Origin of the sequence: Ammoniphilus resinae (assembly GCF_017873965.1) — a bacterium.
Lineage (GTDB): Bacteria > Bacillota > Bacilli > Aneurinibacillales > RAOX-1 > Ammoniphilus_A > Ammoniphilus_A resinae.
In genome coordinates this window covers 22,684-46,085 of sequence record NZ_JAGGKT010000009.1, presented here as the reverse complement: position 1 = coordinate 46,085, position 23,402 = coordinate 22,684, and the positions used below count along the sequence as shown (strand labels likewise).

The following is a 23,402-nucleotide window of genomic DNA, read 5'->3' as shown; positions in this document are numbered from 1 at the left end:
GAGGTCATATCTAGGGTCATATGTTTTAGAACCTCTTGACAGCATAAAATATAGATAGACCCAAAAATAACATCCCTAGGCTCCACCCCAACATTGGCGAGTAAATAAACACCGGTTCTAACGCCATTCCGGTGATGATCGATCCGATTGCTAAAATTAAAAACACAATCAATAGCCGTTGAGGTTCTATCTGTTCACACGACCTCACTTGCTTCTCAGGACACTCTCGATCGTTAAGTACCTCAATAATTTCATCCTCTTCCTTGCCATTGGCTTTGGCAATTTGAAAGAGTTCTTCATATTGTTCCAGCACTTTTTCCCTTGATTCCTTTGGTAAGCCCTTCAGTTGTTCCTTTACTTGCTGTAACCACTCTTCTTTTTTCACAGCGGCCCTCCTCACCATTCAATGTGTTACAAAATACGATAAGGAACCAAAGTCACAAGGCCTAGTCACTTCAGTCATCATTTTGGTCATATAAGTTTTTTGATGGTTTTGGTTACTAGAATCACTATCATTTTGCATGTCTTCCTAGTAAGATGTTTGTAGAGAGGGGAGGAAATATATTCCATGGCAGTTAAAAAGGATTGGATCTGGATTGACTCATTTCTGTTTTTATTACGCTTTATGATCTATTTCTCGGGAATTGTCTATTTCTATGTTCATCCCGAGGTGCTGACATCATCTCTTCCCTTTTGGCTTCTCAGCATATCTTTAATAGCGGCCTGTTTTTTACCAATGGTTTTTTACCGTCCAGGATACTATCATTATTTACTATACACTTTGACAGAGTTTGTCCTAACAGCGTTTTTAAGCATTTATTTAAATATCGTTCTTAAGCTGCATCCCGGGGCAACTTTATTTATCATGCCTGCGATGATGGCTGGTTATTTGGCTACGAAACAGAGCCTCCGCTGGATGTTTCCTGTCTTTGCAATCATTCTCCCTTTGACACAATATTGGTCCATGGAAAATGTCATAGATCTTCTTTTTGTTCTCATAGATCCTCCCTTGTTCTTTGGAATCGGATATAGCTTCAACTATATTCTGCAATCCAATCAGCGAAACCGAAAATTATTGGAGGAAAATCGCAAGCAATATGAATTAATCCACGAACAGAACAAAGCCCTTGAGCAATATGCAAAACAAATTGAACGCCTCACGTTAATTGAGGAAAGAAATCGCCTTGCCCGTGAGTTACACGATACAATTGGACACCGATTCACCTCTGTGATTATGGGAATGGATGCTGTCACCTATTTAATAGATACCGCTCCAGACCTAGCAAAGGAAAAATTAACGATTTTACGCGAAGTCACGAGGAAAGGGCTGGATGAAATACGCGAGAGTATTCACCAAATAGCCCCCTTTGAGCTCGATACACCTCTTCCCAGCGAAATGGGTCGAATTTCCAGTGAGTTTGCGGGGCACACCGGTACCACCATCCATTTCCGCACGGAAGGTGAAGAATATCCAGTGACTCCCCCTATTCGCTTGACTTTTATTCGCTGTTTGCAGGAATCTCTAACAAATGCGAAGCGGCACGGGCAGGCAACAGAGATCAACGTCACCCTTTTATTTAAAGGGGAAGAGTTAATTCTCCAAGTAGAAAACAATGGATCGCGATTGGACGATCACCCCACTGGCTTCGGCCTTCGGGGTATGAATGAAAGAATCGAACAACTAAATGGTTCATTGATTCTGACGAACGGGGAAAAAGATGGGATGACTTTAACTTGCAGAGTGCCGATTAGGAGGGTGACACATGAAGGATATCAAGCTTCTGCTAGTGGATGATCAGGATTTAATTCGCGAAAGCCTGCAAATTATACTGAACATGGATCCAGAAATTGAAGTCGTAGGCATGGCTGACAATGGCCAGATTGCTGTTGAACTGGTGGATCAAGCGAAGCCTAATGTGGTTCTTATGGACATTCATATGCCTAAGATGAATGGGATTGATGCGACTCGATTAATTAAACAGCATTGGCCTGGGGTGCGCGTGATTATTCTTACGACCTTCCAAGAAATAGAGCATGTGGTGGAAGCACTATCACTTGGAGCCGAGGGTTATTTACTAAAAGCGATCCACCCCCACGATCTGATTTCCGGAATCAAGCTGATTCATCGTGGCGGTACACTACTCCCCCAAGAATTAGCTAAACTTTTAATGGAACAGCTGAAAAACCCCACCCCATTTTCAAAGGAAAAAAGCCCAGTTTTTAAATATGGGCTTAGCGAAAGGGAGATTCAAATATTGCAGCTCCTTGCCAAAGGTTTGAGCAATCGAATGATTGCAGAAAGGCTTTTTCTATCGGAAGGGACTGTAAAAAATTATGTATCTACGATATACAGTAAGATGGAGGTCAAAGACCGGCTGCAAGCCGTGCGGAAGGCACAAGAGGATGATTTGGTGTGATATCTTCCGAGTTGAAGACTCAATAACTAGCATAACAGGCTGCCTTTTTCGATGGCAGCCACATGAATTAACTATCGATTTATTTATATCACTTCGCCCTTATTTAACCGAGTTATTTCGTTTTTCCGTTTTAATTGTATATTTGAGGATATTACAACGCCACTTATGACCAAAATTGTGCCCATTACTTGTATCCAAGTAACTTTATCTCCTAATGCAAATGAAATCACCATTGTCACCACAGGAACAAGATTAAAAAAGATAGAAGTTTTACTTGTGCCAATTTCCGAGATTCCCTGATTCCAAAATAGATAGCCTAATACTGTGGTGAATATAGACATAAATCCAATAGCCCACCAAGCCATATGTGGTATTTGATCTAATGGGATAGGGTTTGGATTAAAAGTAGATACAATAATCAGAAATACAGTACCAATAACCATTGTAAATGTGGTAGTTGATAATGTTGAACTATTTTTAATATAACGCCGTCCAAGTACACCATAAAGAGACCAACATATATTACCGCCTAAAATTAATAAGTCACCTATGGAAAAAGACAATTGGCTTATAACCTGCGAAGAACCCTGAGTTATAACTAAGACCACACCTATAAGTGAAAAACCAACTCCAACTCCTTGATGTTTTGTAATAGAGGTATTAAGAATAATCCTTGAAAGAATTGTCGTTACTAAGGGATTTGTTGCCATAATCAACGCACCATTGATAGCTGAAGTGAATTTCATTCCAAAGAAGAACAAAGCATTAAATCCAAATATACCAATGATTCCAAGAATGATGTAAGATAATCCATTTTGCTTTAATAACTCCAGCTTTAGTTTTTTCCTTTCCTTTACGATCAAGATGATGATCATGATGAGGGAAGCCAAACCAAAACGCCAAGCCGCTGCAGAAATTGCAGAGAAATATTCTACCGTATATTTAGCAAGGTTGAAAGTTGCCCCTGTAAAAATCGAGAACAGCAAAAGCATAAGGTATATTTTAACTTTCAATTTCAATCACCCACTTTCCATTCCTTTAAACAAAAGACAATTATTAATTAATCCTATCTGCGAAGAGAAAGTGAGCAACATTTACGCTTCATAATAAATTTCCTATCAATATAGAACGCAATGACTAAGGATAGTAAAGCAGTGGCTAATAGGTTGCCATAGGTATCAAAGGAAAATGGTTTTCCTTGAAGGTCTATATCGTTTACCCGATATTCGAGTCGTTTCACCGCATGCTTGGCGGTTTGAAGATCCTCTTGTTTTGCTAGGTCTTCGAGTTGAACCTCGAAGTAGAATCGTTCAGGAGAATCGCTGTGAACAAACTGGATATCATTTGTGTTGGTTTTTGCGTTCCAGGTTTTGAGATCGTCTGCGGCGAGCGACCGGGCCTCTCTACCAGGGACAATCAATTTATCCAACTGTGGTGTTTTTGCGCTCGAATATCTAGGGACCAAATTTAGTCCGTGTTTGGTCACAATGGGGTCTCCTGATTGTGAAATAGAAAAGATCTTTGTTGTTCCTGTGTCACCGTAAATATCAAAGACTGAAGCCAAAGCCATTTCCTCTACCCCATCATACAACAGCACCCCGGCCTTTTCTTTGTTCCACTGATAAGCATTATTTAAAACATAGGTGGAATAGCGCCAGTCGACCAAGAAGGGATCCATCTCAGGATTTTCCACAAAATGGTAGCTCGGATAATTCATTTCCTTTGCAATCTTGGCTGCAGCCGGCTCCCCTAATTTTTGCGAGATAACATAGAGTACAGCATCAATTCCAGATGAAATCCCGGCCGAGGACACAATGTTTTGAGCAGGCTGGACATAGCGCTGATCTCTGATCCAATCAACCTCCGGATATTTTTTCGAGAGGAAATCAATCGTCTGCCAGTGAGAAGCCATTGTCTTTCCATCCAACAGTCCAGTAGAAGCCAAAACATCTGCCCCTGCACATATACTGACTAAATCGGTATTTTGATGTTTAAGAATCCAATTTTTTACGGGTTCAAATGTCTTGTCTTGATACTCTGACATAAAGGGGATTGCGATAATATCTGGGCTTTTGCCGAGCAGCTGATCCATTTCTTGAAAAGAGTAATGCGGCACAACATCCAACCCTCCAGACAGTGATTTTACATTGGTGTCTGGGGCCACAGCATACACATTATAAGCACCTGTACGGGAAAAGATTTCATAGGGAATCGTAAAATCGGAACCTTCCGTGATGGCACTTCCAAGTAGAACTGCTACCGTTGGTTTGCTTGGGTCATGCTTTGGCTTCTCCAACCCTTGTAAAGAAGGCAGAGCCTCTTCGCGAAACGAGACCCAGAAATCTTTCTGTGAACCCAAAAACCCTAAAAATCCCACGCCGCCTACCAACACAGTAAAAGTGACTACATACACCAAAAACCTCATAAACAGCTTTAACATAACCGTTCATCTCCTTCGTTTGATCCATCTTTAAGATCATCTTACTGTGGAAGGAGACCTTTCAACGCGCAAAGGTTGAAGAGGGAAGCGCAAAAGATTGCGCTGGTCACGCAATGGGCCATAAGGGCAAAAGGCAAAAAAAAGAGCCCCACTGGGCTCCCTTAGTAGAGATCTTCCGCCGGGAGAATCCCTAGACTTTTCGCTTTTTTAATCAGTTCGACGCGAGAACTGACATGCAGCTTCTGGAAAAGTTCAGTCAAACTGTATTCCAGTGAACGCTGGCTGATCATGAGCGTTTTGGAGATTTCCTTGTTGCTCCTCCCTTTTGCCAGCTCCCGCAGCAGCTTAACTTCTTCCTGGGTGATCGTGGTTTGGTCACAGTCCGCCCCACCTTGCACGACGATCTCTTGCCGCCGCAATTGTTTCAACAACGACATAGGGATGATCGCCTCTTTTCGTGCGGCACAGCGAATGGCCCCAATCAGTTGTTCGCGGGTGGAGGTTTTGGAAATGAACCCGGAGACCCCCGATTCCATGAGTAAATTAAAATGGGGAGAAATTTCAAATCCAGAGTAGATCAGGATGATCGCGTCCGGAACATAATCCAGTATTTTTCTGCTCAAATCGGCACCATTCATGTTCGGCATATATAAATCCAATAGCATCACATCAAATTTCTTCAAACGCATCAGGTCGGGTACGCAGTAGACGTCGGTTTCGATGGTCACGTTCATGTCGGGTTCCGATTCGATCAGCATTTTTGTTCCCTCAACGACGGAACGATGATCATCAATTAATAAGATTTCCATCCTTTTCACCTCTAGGAAATTGTATAGTAACATGAAATCCTTGTCCGGGGGCAGTATGGAATTCCACCTTTCCCTCCAAGCTCAACACTCTTTTTTCAATGCCGGCAATTCCCATATGTTGGAAGGAACCCTTAAGCAGAGATTGGTCCATCCCCACTCCATCGTCAGAATAGATGAAATGAACCTCATTGCCACGACTCTCCAATGAAACCGTAATCTTAGAGGCCTGGGAGTGTTTGGACGCATTGTTTAACAACTCCTGCACGATTCGATAGATTCCAATGATTTGTTCCTCCTGCAGTGAGATTTCCAATGATTCGGCCATAAACTGGATTTCATAATTGGCAAACATTCTTGTATATTCAAATAAACTTTTCAGTGATTCGACCAGCCCCATTTTCAAAAGGAACGGAGGCCGCAGTTCGTTGCATGTAATCCGAATCTGATGGATCGCATCTAGTAGACCTTCCTCAATCTTTCTTAGCTCCTGCTCGACTTCCTCCTGGACAACACGAGTAGAACGCAGGGACTCTAGCTTTCGGTACCAAATAATCAAATCCTGCAGCACCGTGTCATGTAAATCGCTAGAAAGGGAGGAACGTTCCTTTTCCGATAACTGAAATAAAAGTCGAAGCATCCACCGGGGCGTTTCATTCTTCGCCAAACTTTCCTCGAGCCGCTTCATCAGGTCTTCAATTAATTGCAGATTGTCATAGAGAATCTTGACATAATGAACTGCCGTATCAAGCCACTCTTCCTCGATCTTGAGCAAAGGATGTCCGAGCGCAAACTGCAAATATACCGGCTGTTGCTTTTCTCCAATTTTGATCCAGGTCTCACCTGGAGCTCTCATGTCCTTCGGAACTTCCTCAATTGCCACATGTGACACTGGGAGCACTGTCCTTACTTCCTCCAGAAGCCGATTCTCCAGCTCTGACACCTTCATCACATTGGCTAAGTCATTTGCAAACCGATGCAAGCTTTGCTGAAGAAATTTGTATCTCTCCTCGCTCTGGATTAATGCCTTCTCCCCTGCTTTTCGCTCAGTAATATCCTTTACAATTCCATGTATCCCGTTTAACTTCCTCGAGAGGAAAATCGGTACAAAGGTAATGCTCACCACTCGCACCCCTTTCCTGGTATGGGCCAAGCGGCACTCAAGGTCACGCGGCTGCCCTTGTTGCATGACCTCAAGTAGGGCTTGATAGACCAACGAGTGATCCTCATCATAAATCAAGCCTAAAAAGCAACGATCCGTTAACTGGGATAATTCCTCCCCTACGATCCTCTCAAAAGCCTGGTTAGCATGGACAAAATAGAGTTTACTGAGTTCAATTGAAAAGACACCATCCAGGTTATTTTCAAATAATGACTTATACCTTTGTTCACTTTCCTCTAAAGCCAGTTCGGCGCGCATTTTCTGTGTAATGTCGAGAATGATGCCGTCCAATCGCTCAATCCTCCCAGTGTGGTCCAACAACGGATGAATAATCAGTCTGCCCCAACGTGTTTCGTTTTCGACGTGAATCCAACGAAAGAATTGTTCAACAGGCAATCCTTGATCCAGTTTTTGTTTCACTTCCCCCATAAGAACCGCGTTATCATCGGGGTGTATATGATCATGCAGACGGATGGGATTGGACATGATCTCCTCTCGTAAGATCCCGGAGATGCTCTCTATACTATCTGAGCAAAAAGTATAACGCGTAAAATCTTGATCCGTGGACCATACAGCAGCATTCACATTTTCGAGGATGTTCTCCAGCAACTGCTCCGTCTTTTTCCGTTCCGTGACATCTCGAACGACTGCAACCACATATTGGACATCTCCTCGCTGATCTATCACCGGTTTCACCCTTGCTTCCACATAAAGGGTATGACCCATCCTATGGAGAACCCGGTACTCGATGTCCTGTGGCAGCTTCGTTTCCAAAGTTCGCACAAAAACAAGCCGAACAAGTTCCTGGTCATCCGGATGAATGATCTCAAAGGCATCCATTCCTTCATATTCGACCCTTTCAAAACCCGTAAGAGATGTTAGCGAGGGAGAAACATAGCGAACATTCCCCTGATTATCAACCAATACGATGATGTCCGTTGTATTCTCAGCAATAATTCGGTAGATTTCCTCTTGCAAATGACCTGAACCCAAACCCATACCTTTCCCCCTTCTTCCGTCGAATAAAGCCTTCCCTTTTCCTTAAGCTCATTATAGTGGAATCTTTCGAAGTAAATCGCGCAAAAAATAGGGGGACTCCCGCAATTTTGTTTAAGGAATTGTTCAAAGATACAAAAGTAATATATAATTAATTTATGATTAAAATAGATTACAAGATGGCTTGTCAAATATGGAACGATCGCTTTCAGCCAAACCGTCGGACAGGTTTGGCTTTAAAACTTTCGGGTCGGATAATTGTAACTAAAGGGAGGCTTTAAAAATGAAAGTTTCGCTGTTTGTCACCTGTTTGGTCGATATGTTCCAAACGAATGTGGGAAAAGCAACGATTGAATTATTGGAGCGGTTAGGATGTGAGGTGGACTTTCCGGAATCTCAAGTGTGCTGCGGGCAGCCAGCCTACAACAGCGGTTATGTTACTGAAGCGAAGGAAGCGGCTAAAAATATGATACGTGCTTTCGAAGGTTCCGAATATGTGGTTGCCCCTTCTGGATCTTGTGCCTTTATGTTTAAAGAATATCCTCATGTCTTTGAGAATGATCCGGAATGGAAGAATCGCGCTCAGGCGCTTGCCGACAAAACGTATGAACTAACTCAGTTCATTGTCGATGTTCTAAAAGTAAACGATGTAGGTGCAAAATTAGAGGGTGTCGCCACCTATCACAAATCCTGTCATATGACTCGCTTGTTGGGTGTGAAAGAAGCCCCATTCACCCTTTTATCCCATGTCCAAGGATTGGATCTTAAACCCCTTCCGCATGCGGAGAACTGTTGTGGCTTCGGTGGAACCTTCTCGGTGAAGATGACACCCATTTCCGAGCAGATGGTCGATGAGAAAGTGGACAGTGTGATGGAAACGGGAGCCCAGTATCTGATCGGTGCTGATTGCGGGTGTCTAATGAATATTGGTGGGCGGATGGAACGTCTAGGCAAACCGGTAAAGGTGCTTCACATTGCAGAAGTCTTAAACAAACGTTAGGGGGGAATCTATATGTCCATGAAAATTAGTGAAGAAAAATTTGCGGAACGTGTGGATACCGGGATTCATAGCCCCGTCATGCGTGGAAACGTTGCCGCTGCACAAGATCGTCTTCAGTCCAGGCGATTGGAAGCGGCTGAGCAATTGGGAGATTGGGAACAGTGGCGCGACCTTGGGGAACAAATTCGTCAACATACGTTAGAAAACTTGGATTTTTATTTAACACAGTTAAGTGACAACGTAGCAAAACGGGGCGGTCATGTTTTCTTTGCCAAGACGAAGGAAGAAGCAGCTCAGTATATTAAAGAAGTGGCCGAGAAAAAGCAGGCCAAAAAAGTGGTGAAATCAAAATCGATGGTCACCGAAGAAATCAACATGAACCAAACGTTGGAGGCCATCGGTTGTGAAGTCGTGGAAAGCGATCTTGGAGAGTACATTCTGCAAGTTGATGATCATGATCCACCCTCACATATCGTAGCGCCTGCCCTACATAAAAATAAAACGGAAATTCGCGACGTTTTTAAGGAAAAGCTTGGGTATGAGCGGTCGGAAGATCCCTATGAAATGACTAAATTTGTGCGGAAGATACTGCGTGAAAAGTTCCTCAACGCGGACATTGGAGTCACCGGCTGTAATTTTGCCGTCGCTAATACGGGGTCTTTATGCTTAGTAACCAATGAAGGAAACGCCGATCTTGCGATGTCTATCCCAAAAACTCAGATCGCCGTCATGGGAATGGAACGATTGGTCCCTACGATGGAAGAATTGGATATCCTGGTCGGCTTATTGTGCCGCAGTGCCGTTGGACAAAAGTTAACGAGCTATATCACCGTAGCAGGACCTGTAGCTGAAGGTGACGGAGACGGTCCTGAGGAATTTCATCTGGTCATTGTTGATAATGGACGTTCTGAAATTTTGAGTTCTGAGTTCCGCTCAGTATTGCAATGTATCCGTTGCGCTGCCTGTGTCAATGTTTGTCCCGTTTATCGCCATGTAGGCGGCCACTCCTACGGATCGATCTACTCGGGACCGATCGGAGCAGTATTATCTCCTTTGTTAGGGGGATATGATGACTATAAAGAACTCCCTTATGCATCTAGCTTGTGTGGAGCCTGTACAGATGCTTGTCCGGTCAAGATCCCGCTGCACGAATTATTGTTAAAACACCGTCAGGTCATTGTGGAAAAAGAGGGACGGGCCCCATTAGCCGAGAAACTAGCAATGAAAATGTTTGGGATGGGTGCCGCATCTGCAGCCATTTATCGATTAGGATCCAAGCTTGCTCCTACGGCAATGAGCCCATTTGTAACAGGGGATCGTGTGTCTAATGGCGTGGGACCTTTGAAAAATTGGACAGATATTCGTGAATTCCCTGCCCCTAGCAAGGAACGGTTCCGTGATTGGTATAAAGAGCATAAGAAAGAGGGGGACAAGTAATGCAAGGCACCATCCAAAATCGTGACTCCTTTATCAATAACCTCGCTTCCAAGCTCGGGCGCGATCCAAAATTGAGCGGTGTTACCCGCCCTAAATATAAGCATACCGTAAATTTGGACGTGATGAAGGACTATTCACAAGATCAGCTCTTTGAGGTGTTTAAGGATCAATGCAATAACATTCACACCGCTGTGATCGAAACAACCAAGGAAAGCTTGACAGAAACCCTGAAACAAATCGTCGCCGAAAACGGTGGAGGCCCTGTCTTAAGAGCGAAGGATCCGCGTTTTTCCGAATACGGATTAACTGAACTGTTGGAAAAGGATTGGCCAGCGACTGGCGTGGAAGTGCATGAGTGGGAATCCGACAATAGAGACCAAAACCTTACTCATGCAGAACAGGCTAATTTCTCTATTGTCTTTAGTGACTATACCTTGGCTGAATCAGGAACCATTGTGGTTGGAACACGTGAAGGTCAGGGACGTTCGCTACACTTTTTACCGACAAACTATTTGGCGATCATCCCACGCTCTACACTTGTCCCCCGGATTACACAAGCGGTCCATGATTTAAATCAGCGCGTGGAACGTGGCGAAGCGCCTTCTTCTTGTATTAACTTTATTTCGGGCCCGAGCAACTCCGCGGATATCGAGATGAATCTGGTTGTCGGAGTCCACGGCCCGTTAAGAGCCTTTTATGTTGTGATTTAAAGCAAAAAGCCTTGTTTGCAATGTTGCAGACAAGGCTTTTCATATCTAAGGGGTCAGACCCCAGTCGAATTTTGTCGAACTTTAGATCATGGCTTAAAAAGGGAGGATCGTTAACCTTTTCTGGTTCGACAAAATCCGACCAGGGTCTGACCCCTAACAACTTCTAATCCTTTAATGATTTAACCGCTCCCCTCTATTAAATGTTTCTGCCAAGTAATGTTTCAACCTTGGAGCCATATATCGGTCAACACCCCAAGCATAAGCAGCGGGTCCAGCAACAAGAAGTAGAATGGCCATGGTATATAAAACTGGGTTTGTGCTCACGGTACCAGCAAGTAAAAAGTTCAAGTTCATAAATGCTCCCGCGTACAAAGCAATAGTTGTCAGGGTACCGAACAGTAAGCCAAGCCCTACCAAAAGTTCACCATACGGCACCAGTACGTTGAATAATTCCACGTTAGGCATCGCAAACCCTTTTAAAAAAGCTGCATACCAACCGGCCACTGCGGGATGATCGCCCGTTGCCTTTTCAATGGCACCTGTTAAAAAGCCCGTTGCATCAAAACCACCTGTTATCTTTCCAAAGCCTGCTGTCACCCACTCATAACCTAACCAAACCCGAATAATTGTCCAAAACGGAATCGTCCAGTTTGCTCTTAATCGTTCTAACATCGCTCATCATCCTTTCATTATCCATATAATATTGGTAGCCCAGTTCTCATAAATTTGAGCTTTTGAGAGGAAACCATGTCATCATCTCCTTTCACTTGTAGTATAAACTACTCATTAAACTTTGTGATCATTTTCACAATTCGTTCACAGCAATGTTCAACTTTCCGACAATCGTTATTCACACCGCGTCCATATTTCTCCAATCAGCTTACTTTTCCGGCCCACTTTATAAGAGTGTCTCTGTTTTATGATTTATGTATTGCTTTTCGAGACAAGAAAGTGGTATTATATAATTAAAAGCGCCGAAAAGCTAATCTTAGATGCCATGTTAGAATTCACATGTTAAAAAGGGTTATCACTTCGTGGATGGTTACTCTTTTTAATATGTGAATTTTTTATTTATCCGTAAATAGAAAAACATATTTAAAACAAAAATTGGAGGTTTTGACATGCAAAAAGGAACAGTTAAATGGTTTAATGCTGAAAAAGGTTTTGGATTTATTGAAACAGAAGAAGGAAATGACGTTTTTGTTCATTTCAGCGCGATTGCTACAGATGGTTTTAAATCTTTAGATGAAGGCCAACGTGTAGAGTTTGAAGTTGTTCAAGGACAAAGAGGCCCTCAAGCTGCTAACGTTACGAAACTATAAATATCAAATGAAAAGAAACACCACCGAATGTAAAAGTCGTTGGTGTTTCTTTTTTATTGTCATATGAACAATCATTATGGGTATTGGATAATTTCACAACCTTCCTTAATAGGTAATTTATTCTGCGGCTTTTTTTTCATCCATTTTAAATGGAATGCAGTGTAAATAAGGTAATTTCTGGGCGGCAGGAAAATCGCAGAGGCAAAATGGTCGTGCCGATCCCTCTATTCACGTATAACAACAGATTTGAATCTTTGATTTGGATAAGACCATCTATGTATTTCTTCGCACCAGGCGGTGTGACAAGGGAACCATAGAAAGGGACGCGGATTTGCCCTCCATGGCTATGTCCTGAGAGTTGTAAAGCAACGGGGTAATTTTTGCATTGGTCTGCATAATCTGGGGTGTGTGACAGTAAGAGAACAAACTCCTCTTTTGTTGTACCCTTGATAGCCTTCGAGATATCCGGATTTCCTTTCAAACTATCATCTACGCCAGCAACCCGAATGGACTGGTCATTCCTCGTAATTTGATTGCTCGTATTGTTAAGCACGTGGAATCCTGCATTTTCTAAAGTCTCAATAACCTGATTTACTTCTTCTCCATAGTAGTCGTGGTTTCCGAGTACTGCCCACTTTCCTAATGGTGCCTGGAGTTCGGTGAGAATGGGGATTGCGGCTTGTAATTCACTCCCGTCTTGATCCACTAGATCACCGGTGAAGCAAATCATGTCCGGATTAAGGTTGTTGATCTTCTCTACAACTTCAAGTAATTCTTGCTGGCCAAAATAATGGCCAAGATGCACATCGCTAAATTGGACCAGGCGAAGTCCGCTAAAAGCAGGGGGAAGGTGCGGAAAGGTAAGGGAAATCTCTTTAACTTCATACCAAAATCGCTCCCCCATATAAGAATAGCCTAAAGGAAGTGCCGTAAGGGCTGCCAGGCCCAATGCTCCTTTTAAAAAGGTTCGACGCGTTATCGACGACTGTGGGTTCATTTCACAAGTTCTCCTTTCCTACTATTAAGGATTTGAAAAAAAGACCCCCTTATCTAGTAAGGCGGTCTTTTTTCTATTTTAATGTGCGCTTTAAGAATTCTCTTGTTCGTTCCTCTTTCGGGTGATTGAAGATCTGCTCTGGAGGCCCCTCTTCCGCAATCACACCCTTGTCCATAAAGACAACACGGTCAGATACTTCTCTTGCGAATTCCATTTCGTGGGTGACGATTAGCATGGTAAGGCCTGATTCGGCCAGTTCTTTCATAACTTTCAATACTTCTCCCACCATTTCCGGATCGAGGGCAGATGTTGGTTCGTCGAACAACATGACATCCGGTTCCATAGCTAGCGCTCTGGCAATCGCAACACGCTGTTTTTGTCCTCCTGATAAGTGCTTAGGTTTGGCGTTCACATACCTGTCCATCCCAACAACTTTCAGGTATTTCATAGCGACCTTTTCCGCTTCTTCCCTTGAGCGTTTTAATACCTTCACCTGTCCCACAACACAATTGTTTAGGACATTGTGATTGTTGAACAAATTAAATTGTTGGAACACCATACCCAACTTTCTGCGGTACAAATAGATATCATGGTTGTCATCTAATATGTTTTCTCCATTATAAATGATTTTCCCGCCGGTTGGTGTTTCCAATAGATTGACGCATCGAAGCAGGGTCGATTTCCCAGATCCGGAGGAACCAATGATACAGACGACTTCCCCCTTATTTACTGAAAAATTAATGTCTTTCAGCACTTCATGGGATCCAAAGGATTTTCTTAAATGTTGAATATCAATGACTTTCTCCATCGTTCCTCCCCCTAGCTCCTGTTTTTCCTGCGCTGGATGTCCTCTGGCGTATCGACCTGCATTTGATTCCCAGCTATTACGTAATTGTCTGGTCCCTCTAGTTTTCTCTCAATATAGCGAAGGATTCTTGTCACAGTAAAGGTCATAATAAAGTAAATCACACACGCGACAAAGAAAGACTCAAAATATCTATAGTTGTTCCCTGCGATGGATTTCGTTTGAAAATATAGTTCTGTTACAGAAATTACATTCAGAACGGAAGTATCCTTGATATTAATGACAAATTCATTTCCTGTTGGCGGTAGAATGTTACGAATAACCTGTGGTAAAACGACATTCCACATCGTTTGCACGTGATTCATTCCAATCGCATGTGCCGCTTCAAATTGTCCCTTATCAATCGAAACAATCCCCCCGCGCACTATTTCAGACATGTAAGCTCCTGTATTAATCGAAACAATTAAGATTGCCGCAAAAATGCGGTCCATATCAATTCCAAAAGCTAAAGCGGAACCATAATAAATAACCATTGCTTGTACAATCATTGGGGTTCCGCGGAAAAACTCAATATAAATAGATAAAATGACATGAATTACTTTAAGTAAGCTTCTTTTTCCCCTACGCTCCGGCATTGGAACAGTACGGATCACCCCTATTCCTAATCCGATGAGCGAACCAATAATCGTCCCCGTGATGGAAATCAAGAGTGTTACACCTGCACCGCGAAGGAACATCGGCCAATATTCAGAAACAATCCTCACGAACCACTCAATGGTCATCTTTTTCCTCCTTAACACAAATAAAACCGACTACATGGACATGCAGCCGGTTCCCCTGTCATCTTTAGTTCGCTGCAGGTTGATTTTTAATAGCCTCATCCATAATGCTCAAGCGCTCATCCTCTGAGATCCCTGCTAAAATTCCATTAATTTTTTCAGTCAACTCACTATTTTTTGCAATCCCAACAGCAATCGCGGTATCATCTTCTGATGTTTCAAATCCATCTTCAAATTCCACCATGGCAAAGTTTGGATTCGCTGCAGAAGCACTAACTCCTTCTGGACGTTCGGAAACATAACCATCAATTACTCCGGACTCAATGGCAACCCTCATCGCTGGGAAGTTGTCCATGGCTGTTTCTTTGACAACTCCATCAATTTGATCGATCACCGTATAGTGAAAGGTATTCAATTGAGCCGTTACTTTTGCTCCTTTGAAATCCTGGATTGATTTAGCTGATTCGTATTTGCTTCCTTTTTTTACAACCATCACTAGATCCGATTTATAGTAGTTATCCGTAAAATCAATGGTTTCTTTTCGTTTAGCTGTTGGAGACATCCCGGCGATGATAGCATCAATTTTACCGGAAATTAATGCTGGAGCAAGTCCATCCCATTCCGTCTTCACGATCACTAATTCTTTCCCTAAACCGTCGGCAATCCGCTTGGCAATTTCTACATCGTATCCACCAGCATATTCTGCATTGCCGTCGATTTTCACTCCACCGTTCGAATCATCCATTTGCGTCCAGTTAAACGGAGCATACCCAGCTTCAAGTCCCACTTTAAAGGTTCCATTATCAGATGCTGCAGGTGCCTCTGAAGATGTATTGGAATCTACCGAACTGGTGCTTGTCCCACAACCTGCCAACAGCATCATAACTGAAAGGGACAAGGATATAAATAATGACATTTTCTTTCTCATGCTTTATTTCCCCCTTGATTTTTATCTATCTCTTATTTTTCTGGTTGTGAACGAATCATAGGTTTACTACCCAAAAAAGACCTGAGATGAACTCAGGTCGCAAATGCAGATTTGCCCCTATTCCCTACATTGATAAGGTCCATTGAACTATATGTTATAGCCTACAATAAACCTAATCTATGTGTCAACTTCAATCAGGGATTTACCTGTAATTTCCGTCAGAAGATTGGAAAACCTATCAACCTCTGTGATCCTCTACCTTTTCTTCCTTATTTTCTTGTAAAAATCACGATATTCGGAGGCCGATTTATTCCAACTAAATCTTCCTTTAACAAAATTTCTCCCCTTTACCCCCAACTTTTTTGCCTTTCTAGGGCTTTTGATTAGTTTTTGTATGGCCTTGGCAAATGCCTTGGCGCTTCGATAATTTTCCACGAGGATCCCTCGCGATCCCGATAGGATCTCCTTTACTCCCCCGCGCCCAGAAGCAATGACAGGAAGTCCACTTGCCATCGCCTCCACATTGACTAAACCAAAAGCCTCCGGCATTTGCGTAGGGCAGACGAAAATTTCTCCCAACCAATAAACTCGATGAATCATTGACGGCTTCTGTGGTCCAATTATTTTCATGTCAAGCTTCGCTTTGCGGGCTTGGCGTAATAAATTTCCGGCATAAGCAGATTTTTTTAAGGGGCCAATGACTAGCAGCCGAATATTTGGGTATTTCTTTCGTACAATCCCAGCTGCCTTAACTAAGACATGAACCCCTTTCCCGGGAATCACCCTGCCAACATTCAGGATATGAAAAGCACTATTTAATCCAAACCTCTCCAATTCCTTCCTTCTCTCCTGTTTTGAAGGGGGATGAAACCTTGAAAGGTCAGTTCCAAGGTAAATCTTGTGGAACTTCTTGGAGTAGCCAGGGAACATCCTTTGATATTGGTTACGAATAAATCCACTATTGCAAATAATAGCTGTAGCCATACGGACAACCTGTTCTTGCTGTTGCCTAGAAAGCCTGCTCATAAATGTAAGTGAGTGGAGATTGAGGACTAGCCGGCTGTTGGGGAGATGTTGACGCAGGAGCGGTATATACCGCGGTCGATTATCCACCTGAATAATGTCCCAATTCTTTCTCTTCGCTGTTTTGATCACCTTATTTAGGTAGTTTGGCCCCGGAGTGAAGCGAATAATCGTAAACCGGCCATTTTTTTGTTTAGAGGGAAGTCCTTTCGCTTTTCGGCTTACAATGGTAACATGATCGTTTTCAGCAACCCGCTTTCCAATTTGATACATTGAAATTTCCACGGAACCACCCGTGTTGGATGATACAGGAAAAGCATCTGGTGCTATCATCAAGATTTTCAATTCCTCGCAAACCCTCCTCAATTCCGCGACATTTGATAGATCATTTTATTCATCGGGAAGAAGGAAAGAAACGGGTTGTTGTCTAGTGGGAAATGAGCGGATAATGGTCCGGTCCGCTATCCCCACCCCCTTACCAGCCAAATTCCGCAAACATCGCTGGAATCTGCTCAGCAGCGAGCGGTCTGCTGAATAAATAGCCTTGTGCCATGTCACAGCCTTCACTTTCCAGGAAGCGAAGCTGATCCTTCTGCTCAACCCCTTCTGCAACCACTTTTAGATCCAGGCTGTGGGCAAGGGAAATAATGGCTTTGATAATCATAGCATCCTCAGCGTTCTCTGATAAATCCTGGACAAAGGATTTATCGATTTTCAAAATATCAATCGGTAACCGCTTTAGATAGCTAAGGGAGGAATAGCCTGTTCCAAAGTCATCGATGGAGAGGTGGATTCCCACCGATTTTAGCTCCTTTAGCATGGATATGATGCTTTCCGGATCATGCATGATTGTGGATTCGGTCAGTTCCAGTTCAATGGACTTAGGGGATACTTCTTCTTCTTGTAAAATTCGATAAATGGTTTGCACCCAGTTTTCCTGCTGAAATTGGCTCATCGACAGATTGATAGACACACGAATCGGTGGAAATCCTTGTTGCTTCCATAGTTTGCAATGTCTGCAAACGGTTCGTAGAACCCATTCCCCAATCGGGCGGATGAGGCCTGTCTTTTCCGCCAAGGGGATGAATTCACTTGGGGATACCCAACCATTCTCCGGCTGTTTCCAACGCAAGAGGGCTTCAAGTCCTTCAAGTGTCCCGGATTCAAGCGATACTTTAGGCTGGTAATACAATTGGAATTCGTTCTGGTCCAACGCTTTTCTCAGGCGGACTTCCAGTTCTACAAGCTTAGAGCTGCTCTCCCCAATCTCAGAGGTGTAAAACTGATAGGTATTTCCCCGTTCTTTGGCAAGATACATGGCGGTGTCCGCATGGTTCATTAACTCATCTATCTCAATTCCATCATTGGGATAGACACTGATCCCTATGCTTGGAGTGACCCGGATCTCCTGCCCTTCAATGTGGAACGGACGAGAGATGCTTTGTGTAATCTTCGCGGCAATTCTTGCGACATGCTCAACCATTTGGATATTATCGAGTAAAACAGTAAATTCATCCCCACCCCACCGACTGACGATATCTTCCCTGCGCAAACAATCCACTAGCCGTTCTCCAGCCAGGCGCAGCAGGCGATCTCCAATCGCGTGACCAAGTGTATCGTTTACTGTTTTGAAACGGTCGAGATCAATAAAAAGCAAGGCTACATAATGTTTATAGCGACGTGCGTGAAAAAGGGCTGATTTTAGTTTCTCATTAAATAAAAATCGATTGGGAAGTCCTGTCAGAAGATCATAATGAGCCAATTGCTCAAGACGCTCCTCTGCCCGCTTTCGCTCACTAATATCGGAGAAAACGCCGACATAATTTGTGACTTGACCGCTCCCATTTTTCACTGCACTGATACTTAGCCATTCTGGATAGATATCCCCGTTTTTTCGTCGGTTCCAAATCTCCCCCTGCCATCCGCCTTTTTGATAAATAGTTATCCACATGTTCCGATAAAAATCTAGATTTTGTCTTCCTGATTGGAGAAAACGCGGGTTTTGGCCAATTGCCTCTTCCGCACTGTAGCCGGTAACCTTCATAAAGGCAGGATTGACAGAGATAATCTTTTTTTGGCCATCTGTAATCATGACACCTTCAAATGTATTTTCAATTACCTTATGAGCCAACAGAAGACTTTCTTCCTGTTTTTTTTGTTCTGTCATATCCGACAAGATTGCTATGTAATGGAGTGGCTGCTCATTCTCATTTCGGATAGAGATCAAGTTTAACCATTGCAGATATTCCTCTCCGGTTTTACGTTTATTCCAAACTTCACCCTGCCAACTGCCATTTTCACCAACTTCTTTCCACATCTGTTGGTAAAAAGAAAGACTTTGCCTACCCGATTGCAGGATTCGCGGGTTTTTTCCTATAATCTCCTCAGGGAGATAGCCTGTAACTCTCGTTACAGCCTGATTGACAGATAAAATGGTCCCTTGTTCGTCCGTCAACATAATCCCCTGGGTTGTATGTTGGAATATTTGACTGATTTGCGGAATATCCAGTATATTCACGATTATCATGCCCCTAACTTTCCCGTTAAACTTTCTTTAAGTCTACTAAAATTTCACCTTGGAATATAGAGGTTTTCGCGATCGTCATTTAAGTGTCAATTTTAACGAGACTGTACCCTCTGTTGATTCATCCCTCTGACAACTATCCCTCTCTTTCAGGGAGTCTAGGCGGGAATTCAGGCACCCTTGAGGGGGGGCTTTATGTTCTTTGCTGCTCTTTGATCACTATCCCTTGCTCTCAGGGTTGCTTTCTGGTGTCTCTTGGTTCTTGAAATCTCACTGTCGACATACTTATTCACGCTTTCTTTTGGCCACTGTCCCTCTCTTTCAGGGGCTGTCTCTTAAACCTTTGTCGAAAACTTCCTCTTTACACAGGAACACCTGTTTGTTATTCTATAAACAGAATATACGTTCGCAAAAGGAGGAGTTATTCATGGATACGATCACTCTCGATCAATTTAAGGACCGTTTTCACTCCGAGGACATCTGCGCGGACTATCTGTTTCAAATGAAGTGGCCTCATGGGTTTGTTTGCCCCAAATGCAGCCATCGGCATTTCTATCGGATCACGACCCGCCGGCTTCCCCTCTACGAGTGTGCCCAGTGCAGCCATCAAACGTCTTTAACCGTTGGAACCGTTATGGAAGGAAGCCCGACCTCCTTGCAAAAATGGTTTACAGCCATCTTTTTGGCCTCTCGTCCCTCTCCTGGGATCAATGCGGTGCAACTGAAAGAGATCATCCAAGTCACCTACAAAACCTCCTGGTTAATCCTTCAGAAGATCCGTCGGGCCATGAGTACGTCCGATGCCACCCATCTATTGTCCGGCATGGTCCAAGTGCATGATGCCTGCTACGGCCACCCCTACAACATAACCCACCAGACCCATTCCAAAGAGCATTTTCTCCTTGTGGGTACATCTCTGAATGAACAAAAACAACCTACCTATATCAAAATGAAGCTTCTCTTGGAATCTCCGAGAGAGAAGTTTATTTCGACTCCACAAAAAAAGTCATTTGCGGAGAGGTATATTGAGGCAGAGGATTCTGAAGTGGAATATATCACGCAGCGACTCAAGCCCCGCAGACTGAAGATAGGATATCCTTATTTCAAAAAGGCTTCCCAGTGGTTGAACGAAACCTTTCATGGGATCGGCGTTCGCCATTTACAAGCTTATTTGGACGAGTTTTGCTATCGGGTCAATCAGGCACTGGATCAAGCTCCCCTTTTCCAGAGTCTTATTCAGCTATGTGCCACAACAAAGAAGGCGGACTACTGGCAGGTGACAAGGAGAAAAAGAAAAAATAAAAGGTCTAGCCGAGGACAGGTGGCTAATTCATTCTATCCTTTATAAATGGGGACCAAGGAAGGCTTTTGAATCGTCTCCTTTTTTGGTTTCTTACTAAATATACTGCCCTCGGAAACTCTAAATAACAGAGGGATCTGGAATGGGATCAACCTGAGAGAATGGAATAGCGGGCATAAGGAACAGAAATAAACTAACAACCTCCAACTCTCAAAATACGTCTAATATCAAAAGAGGGGAACTTTGCAACAATGATTTTCCCTGTCCCAATGGGATAGTGGCCAGAAGGAACGACATGGTATATCGTTCCTCCTCTTATTCATTCACCGAAAAAGGGGTCAGGGTCTGAAGTCGGGGGTAAAGGTCTGGCAATTCCTTCAACCGATGCCTGGAGAGCAGCTTCATACATTCTGCAACAACTTCAGCCCCATTCTTAGGAATTTGCTGGAAAATTGCTTGGATCTGTGATGATAATGCCGCAACCCAATCAATTTGTCGGGAAAGCTCTTTCGCCGTGGCCTGGTGCGGAACAAGACAAAGATCACTGCCAATCAAATCGCGGAGCATCATGTTTTTCACCTGTCTTTCTTTCGTATCCGCTGGAAGGGCAAGTAAAGGGGTCCCCGTGGCAATACAATCAATCATGATGCCCATCCCTGGTTTACTAATCACAAGGTCTGCCGCATAAATCAAGTCACTTCCGTTACCAAACAGAGGGGCTTGAATAATCTGCTTGGGAAATTTCCCTATTACCTCCCCGAATTGACTGGCGACAACAATTTTATAGTTCGTTTTTAACTCTTTGATTTTCTCAAACCATTCTTCCATATATTTATAGCGAAAGGGTCCCATTCCTCCTCCCATGTGAATAAGAACAAAAGGCTCATCAACAGCCATGCCCAGCATTTCTTTTACTTTGCGAGGAGAAAGAGTTAATTCACGAGAAATAATCGGAATTGGAAGATAAAAGGTTGATAGTTTGGGGATCCGCTCCGGTTGGGTCAAATTCATATGAAAGAATACATCCGTCGTTTTTTCTGAGATTTCGTGAACCTCCTCTTTAAATCTTGCGGTCCAGTCCGAATCATCTCCATTGACAAATAAATCACTATGATAAACCCCACCGATGATCGGCCCTTGTTTTCCACGGGCGTTTTTTAACATCGCCACTTCTTTTCGCCAATCATGCATAATCAAATCGGCTTTAAGAAATAACTTGCTGTACTTTTGAAATGCTTCCTTATTAAAGGCTTTAATTTTTGTTTCAGGAAGATTTTTTCGCAACCATTGATGGGCATGTTTGAAAGCGTGAACTTCAACAGGTACTTTCTTATTATTTTTTTCTTGCCATTTTTGAACGTTGGCTACACTTCGACAGAGATGGCCCAGGTTTCGACCTACGATATACCGAATCAATTTTGTCACCCCCCTTACCTATGGTATGAGAAAGAACCATGGCAAGTGAGACCACAGGTTATTCGTCTATTTTGCAGGCTAATGGGTATATGAGGATTCAATAGGCAAAGAAGCAGCATACATATACCATAAAGTCCCAAGCTTTAGACTGGGGTGGAATACTTGAAAAATATTGCAATGTTTAGACATAGATTTCTCCCGATCACGGAAACTTTTATCTATGAAGAGTTAATTAAATTAAATAAGTATAAACCATATGTTTTCACAAGAGTACGGATGAATAAGCATCAATTTCCTTTTCCTCGGGTTTTTGTGGAGAAGAAAAATAGACAGCTCCTTCAGCTTTTTCGGAGAAAAAAAATTCGCCTCATCCACGCCCGATTTGGAATGGGCGGAATTGATCTTTTGCCCTTGAAAATAAAGGCACGTTTGCCAATGATCACTTCTTTTCACGGCCATGATAGTCCTGATAACAAGAGGAATCACTTCAGGTATAAAAATTTACATCAGCTCTTTCGATTCGGAGAAGCCTTCACAGTAACCAACGATCAAATGAAACAAATCTTGATTAAGCACGGTTGTCCGGAACGAAAAGTTCATATCCTCCACAGTGGAATCAATGTATCCATATTTCCTTATCAAGAACGAATCCCCCCTGTAGATGAGGCAATCAGGATATTGTTTGTTGGCAGGCTTGTTGAAAAAAAAGGAGCGGAATTTCTCATCCGGGCATTTGCCCAAGTCCATGAAAATTTTCCAACAGCTGAATTATACATGGTCGGAGAAGGTCACCTTCGCTCGCAGCTGAAAGAACTAATTTGGCAGCTTGATCTGCATAAGCACGTTCATTTACTTGGCGATCTTCCTCATAAAGAAGTGGTTAAGCAAATGAAAAAAGCACATCTCTTTTGTTTACCAAGCGTAACCGGGCAAAATGGGGATCAAGAAGGCATACCCAACGTATTAAAAGAAGCCATGTGCTGTGGATTGCCCGTAGTCTCTACCTTTCATTCTGGAATACCTGAGCTGATCACGCATGGGGTGAATGGTTTTCTGGTGCCTGAGAAGAATTCCGACGCTTTGGCATGGCAGATCACGGAGCTGATTACCCACCCAGAGCTGTGGGGCATTATCGGCTTCAACGCCCACCAGAAAGTACAAGAGGATTTTAACAGCAAAAATCAAGTTCAATTATTGGAAAACCTTTACCAACAAACCATTCATAACTTTTACAAGAAAAGTCATGGTTTATATAAAAAAAGAAAGGGATAATGACCTCACTGTTTGTATAACAGACTCATAGATTCATTTCCATGATTCAGATAGAGGAGTCAAATCAT

21 protein-coding genes are annotated in these 23,402 nt (G+C 43.1%); 8 read left to right on the top strand and 13 right to left on the bottom strand.

Going from position 1 to position 23,402, the window contains the following annotated elements:
* Positions 1-25: 25 nt before the first annotated feature.
* The gene (locus J2Z37_RS14645; protein WP_209811032.1) at positions 26-385 is read right to left on the bottom strand and encodes a DUF1700 domain-containing protein; all 360 of its coding nucleotides are present in this window, start codon (positions 383-385) and stop codon (positions 26-28) included.
* Between the two features lie 183 nt (positions 386-568).
* Between J2Z37_RS14645 and J2Z37_RS14640 the strand changes: the two genes are divergently transcribed.
* Both J2Z37_RS14640 and J2Z37_RS14635 read left to right on the top strand, forming a co-directional pair.
* Positions 569-1,795: a sensor histidine kinase gene (locus J2Z37_RS14640; RefSeq protein WP_209811031.1), complete on the top strand. Its 1,227-nt coding sequence runs from the start codon at positions 569-571 to the stop codon at positions 1,793-1,795.
* On the top strand, positions 1,764-2,417 hold the full coding sequence (locus J2Z37_RS14635) for a response regulator (RefSeq protein ID WP_209811030.1): 654 nt from the start codon (positions 1,764-1,766) through the stop codon (positions 2,415-2,417). The genes J2Z37_RS14640 and J2Z37_RS14635 overlap by 32 nt, the downstream gene beginning before the upstream one ends.
* An 83-nt stretch (positions 2,418-2,500) precedes the next feature.
* Here J2Z37_RS14635 and J2Z37_RS14630 read toward each other — a convergent pair whose 3' ends face one another.
* From J2Z37_RS14630 to J2Z37_RS14615, 4 genes are all read right to left on the bottom strand, one after another.
* Entirely contained in the window at positions 2,501-3,409 is a 909-nt protein-coding gene (locus J2Z37_RS14630; RefSeq protein ID WP_209811189.1) for a DMT family transporter, read from the bottom strand.
* 74 nt (positions 3,410-3,483) lie between these two features.
* Positions 3,484-4,857: a DJ-1/PfpI family protein gene (locus J2Z37_RS14625; RefSeq protein WP_209811029.1), complete on the bottom strand. Its 1,374-nt coding sequence runs from the start codon at positions 4,855-4,857 to the stop codon at positions 3,484-3,486.
* Positions 4,858-5,018: 161 nt separating this feature from the next.
* Positions 5,019-5,666 (bottom strand): response regulator transcription factor, encoded by a 648-nt coding sequence (locus J2Z37_RS14620; protein ID WP_209811188.1) that lies wholly within the window; start codon positions 5,664-5,666, stop codon positions 5,019-5,021.
* On the bottom strand, positions 5,647-7,824 hold the full coding sequence (locus tag J2Z37_RS14615; RefSeq protein ID WP_209811028.1) for a sensor histidine kinase: 2,178 nt from the start codon (positions 7,822-7,824) through the stop codon (positions 5,647-5,649). The genes J2Z37_RS14620 and J2Z37_RS14615 overlap by 20 nt, the downstream gene beginning before the upstream one ends.
* Before the next feature lie 280 nt (positions 7,825-8,104).
* On the opposite strand from J2Z37_RS14615, the gene J2Z37_RS14610 reads away from it, so the two are divergent.
* Genes J2Z37_RS14610 through J2Z37_RS14600 form a run of 3 tightly spaced genes read left to right on the top strand, consistent with a single transcriptional unit; the run spans position 8,105 to position 10,968 of the window.
* Positions 8,105-8,821 (top strand): (Fe-S)-binding protein, encoded by a 717-nt coding sequence (locus J2Z37_RS14610; protein ID WP_209811027.1) that lies wholly within the window; start codon positions 8,105-8,107, stop codon positions 8,819-8,821.
* Between the two features lie 12 nt (positions 8,822-8,833).
* Positions 8,834-10,258: a LutB/LldF family L-lactate oxidation iron-sulfur protein gene (locus J2Z37_RS14605; protein ID WP_209811026.1), complete on the top strand. Its 1,425-nt coding sequence runs from the start codon at positions 8,834-8,836 to the stop codon at positions 10,256-10,258.
* Positions 10,258-10,968 (top strand): LutC/YkgG family protein, encoded by a 711-nt coding sequence (locus J2Z37_RS14600; RefSeq protein WP_209811025.1) that lies wholly within the window; start codon positions 10,258-10,260, stop codon positions 10,966-10,968. The genes J2Z37_RS14605 and J2Z37_RS14600 overlap by 1 nt, the downstream gene beginning before the upstream one ends.
* Before the next feature lie 171 nt (positions 10,969-11,139).
* Here J2Z37_RS14600 and J2Z37_RS14595 read toward each other — a convergent pair whose 3' ends face one another.
* Positions 11,140-11,640, bottom strand: coding sequence for a DoxX family membrane protein (locus J2Z37_RS14595; protein ID WP_209811024.1), 501 nt, complete (start codon positions 11,638-11,640; stop codon positions 11,140-11,142).
* A gap of 449 nt (positions 11,641-12,089) precedes the next feature.
* On the opposite strand from J2Z37_RS14595, the gene J2Z37_RS14590 reads away from it, so the two are divergent.
* Positions 12,090-12,290, top strand: a complete 201-nt coding sequence (locus J2Z37_RS14590) for a cold-shock protein (RefSeq protein ID WP_209811023.1) — start codon at positions 12,090-12,092, stop codon at positions 12,288-12,290.
* 145 nt (positions 12,291-12,435) lie between these two features.
* Here J2Z37_RS14590 and J2Z37_RS14585 read toward each other — a convergent pair whose 3' ends face one another.
* From J2Z37_RS14585 to J2Z37_RS14560, 6 genes are all read right to left on the bottom strand, one after another.
* Complete coding sequence (locus tag J2Z37_RS14585) at positions 12,436-13,287, bottom strand: metallophosphoesterase (RefSeq protein WP_209811022.1); 852 nt, start codon at positions 13,285-13,287, stop codon at positions 12,436-12,438.
* Between the two features lie 73 nt (positions 13,288-13,360).
* Positions 13,361-14,095, bottom strand: coding sequence for an amino acid ABC transporter ATP-binding protein (locus J2Z37_RS14580; RefSeq protein ID WP_209811021.1), 735 nt, complete (start codon positions 14,093-14,095; stop codon positions 13,361-13,363).
* 11 nt (positions 14,096-14,106) lie between these two features.
* A complete protein-coding gene (locus J2Z37_RS14575; RefSeq protein ID WP_209811020.1) occupies positions 14,107-14,874 on the bottom strand; it encodes an amino acid ABC transporter permease in 768 nt (255 codons plus the stop codon).
* Positions 14,875-14,938: 64 nt separating this feature from the next.
* A complete protein-coding gene (locus J2Z37_RS14570; protein ID WP_209811019.1) occupies positions 14,939-15,799 on the bottom strand; it encodes a transporter substrate-binding domain-containing protein in 861 nt (286 codons plus the stop codon).
* 255 nt (positions 15,800-16,054) lie between these two features.
* The gene (locus J2Z37_RS14565; RefSeq protein ID WP_209811018.1) at positions 16,055-17,167 is read right to left on the bottom strand and encodes a glycosyltransferase family 4 protein; all 1,113 of its coding nucleotides are present in this window, start codon (positions 17,165-17,167) and stop codon (positions 16,055-16,057) included.
* 130 nt (positions 17,168-17,297) lie between these two features.
* On the bottom strand, positions 17,298-19,340 hold the full coding sequence (locus tag J2Z37_RS14560) for a sensor domain-containing protein (RefSeq protein WP_209811017.1): 2,043 nt from the start codon (positions 19,338-19,340) through the stop codon (positions 17,298-17,300).
* 433 nt (positions 19,341-19,773) lie between these two features.
* On the opposite strand from J2Z37_RS14560, the gene J2Z37_RS14555 reads away from it, so the two are divergent.
* Positions 19,774-20,694: a transposase gene (locus J2Z37_RS14555; protein ID WP_209811016.1), complete on the top strand. Its 921-nt coding sequence runs from the start codon at positions 19,774-19,776 to the stop codon at positions 20,692-20,694.
* Positions 20,695-20,961: 267 nt separating this feature from the next.
* Here the strand turns inward: J2Z37_RS14555 and J2Z37_RS14550 are convergent, their stop codons facing one another.
* A complete protein-coding gene (locus J2Z37_RS14550) occupies positions 20,962-22,062 on the bottom strand; it encodes a glycosyltransferase (protein ID WP_209811015.1) in 1,101 nt (366 codons plus the stop codon).
* A gap of 162 nt (positions 22,063-22,224) precedes the next feature.
* On the opposite strand from J2Z37_RS14550, the gene J2Z37_RS14545 reads away from it, so the two are divergent.
* Complete coding sequence (locus J2Z37_RS14545; RefSeq protein WP_209811014.1) at positions 22,225-23,334, top strand: glycosyltransferase; 1,110 nt, start codon at positions 22,225-22,227, stop codon at positions 23,332-23,334.
* Positions 23,335-23,402 lie beyond the last annotated feature (68 nt).

Excerpts from the sequence above, each read along its gene's own strand:
- J2Z37_RS14640 (WP_209811031.1), top strand. The coding sequence starts at position 569 with ATGGCAGTTAAAAAGGATTGGATCTGGATTGACTCATTTCTGTTTTTA.
- J2Z37_RS14635 (WP_209811030.1), top strand. The coding sequence starts at position 1,764 with ATGAAGGATATCAAGCTTCTGCTAGTGGATGATCAGGATTTAATTCGC.
- J2Z37_RS14630 (WP_209811189.1), bottom strand. The coding sequence starts at position 3,409 with ATGCTTTTGCTGTTCTCGATTTTTACAGGGGCAACTTTCAACCTTGCT.
- J2Z37_RS14625 (WP_209811029.1), bottom strand. The coding sequence starts at position 4,857 with ATGTTAAAGCTGTTTATGAGGTTTTTGGTGTATGTAGTCACTTTTACT.
- J2Z37_RS14620 (WP_209811188.1), bottom strand. The coding sequence starts at position 5,666 with ATGGAAATCTTATTAATTGATGATCATCGTTCCGTCGTTGAGGGAACA.
- J2Z37_RS14615 (WP_209811028.1), bottom strand. The coding sequence starts at position 7,824 with ATGGGTTTGGGTTCAGGTCATTTGCAAGAGGAAATCTACCGAATTATT.
- J2Z37_RS14610 (WP_209811027.1), top strand. The coding sequence starts at position 8,105 with ATGAAAGTTTCGCTGTTTGTCACCTGTTTGGTCGATATGTTCCAAACG.
- J2Z37_RS14605 (WP_209811026.1), top strand. The coding sequence starts at position 8,834 with ATGTCCATGAAAATTAGTGAAGAAAAATTTGCGGAACGTGTGGATACC.
- J2Z37_RS14600 (WP_209811025.1), top strand. The coding sequence starts at position 10,258 with ATGCAAGGCACCATCCAAAATCGTGACTCCTTTATCAATAACCTCGCT.
- J2Z37_RS14595 (WP_209811024.1), bottom strand. The coding sequence starts at position 11,640 with ATGTTAGAACGATTAAGAGCAAACTGGACGATTCCGTTTTGGACAATT.
- J2Z37_RS14590 (WP_209811023.1), top strand. The coding sequence starts at position 12,090 with ATGCAAAAAGGAACAGTTAAATGGTTTAATGCTGAAAAAGGTTTTGGA.
- J2Z37_RS14585 (WP_209811022.1), bottom strand. The coding sequence starts at position 13,287 with ATGAACCCACAGTCGTCGATAACGCGTCGAACCTTTTTAAAAGGAGCA.
- J2Z37_RS14580 (WP_209811021.1), bottom strand. The coding sequence starts at position 14,095 with ATGGAGAAAGTCATTGATATTCAACATTTAAGAAAATCCTTTGGATCC.
- J2Z37_RS14575 (WP_209811020.1), bottom strand. The coding sequence starts at position 14,874 with ATGACCATTGAGTGGTTCGTGAGGATTGTTTCTGAATATTGGCCGATG.
- J2Z37_RS14570 (WP_209811019.1), bottom strand. The coding sequence starts at position 15,799 with ATGAGAAAGAAAATGTCATTATTTATATCCTTGTCCCTTTCAGTTATG.
- J2Z37_RS14555 (WP_209811016.1), top strand. The coding sequence starts at position 19,774 with ATGGATACGATCACTCTCGATCAATTTAAGGACCGTTTTCACTCCGAG.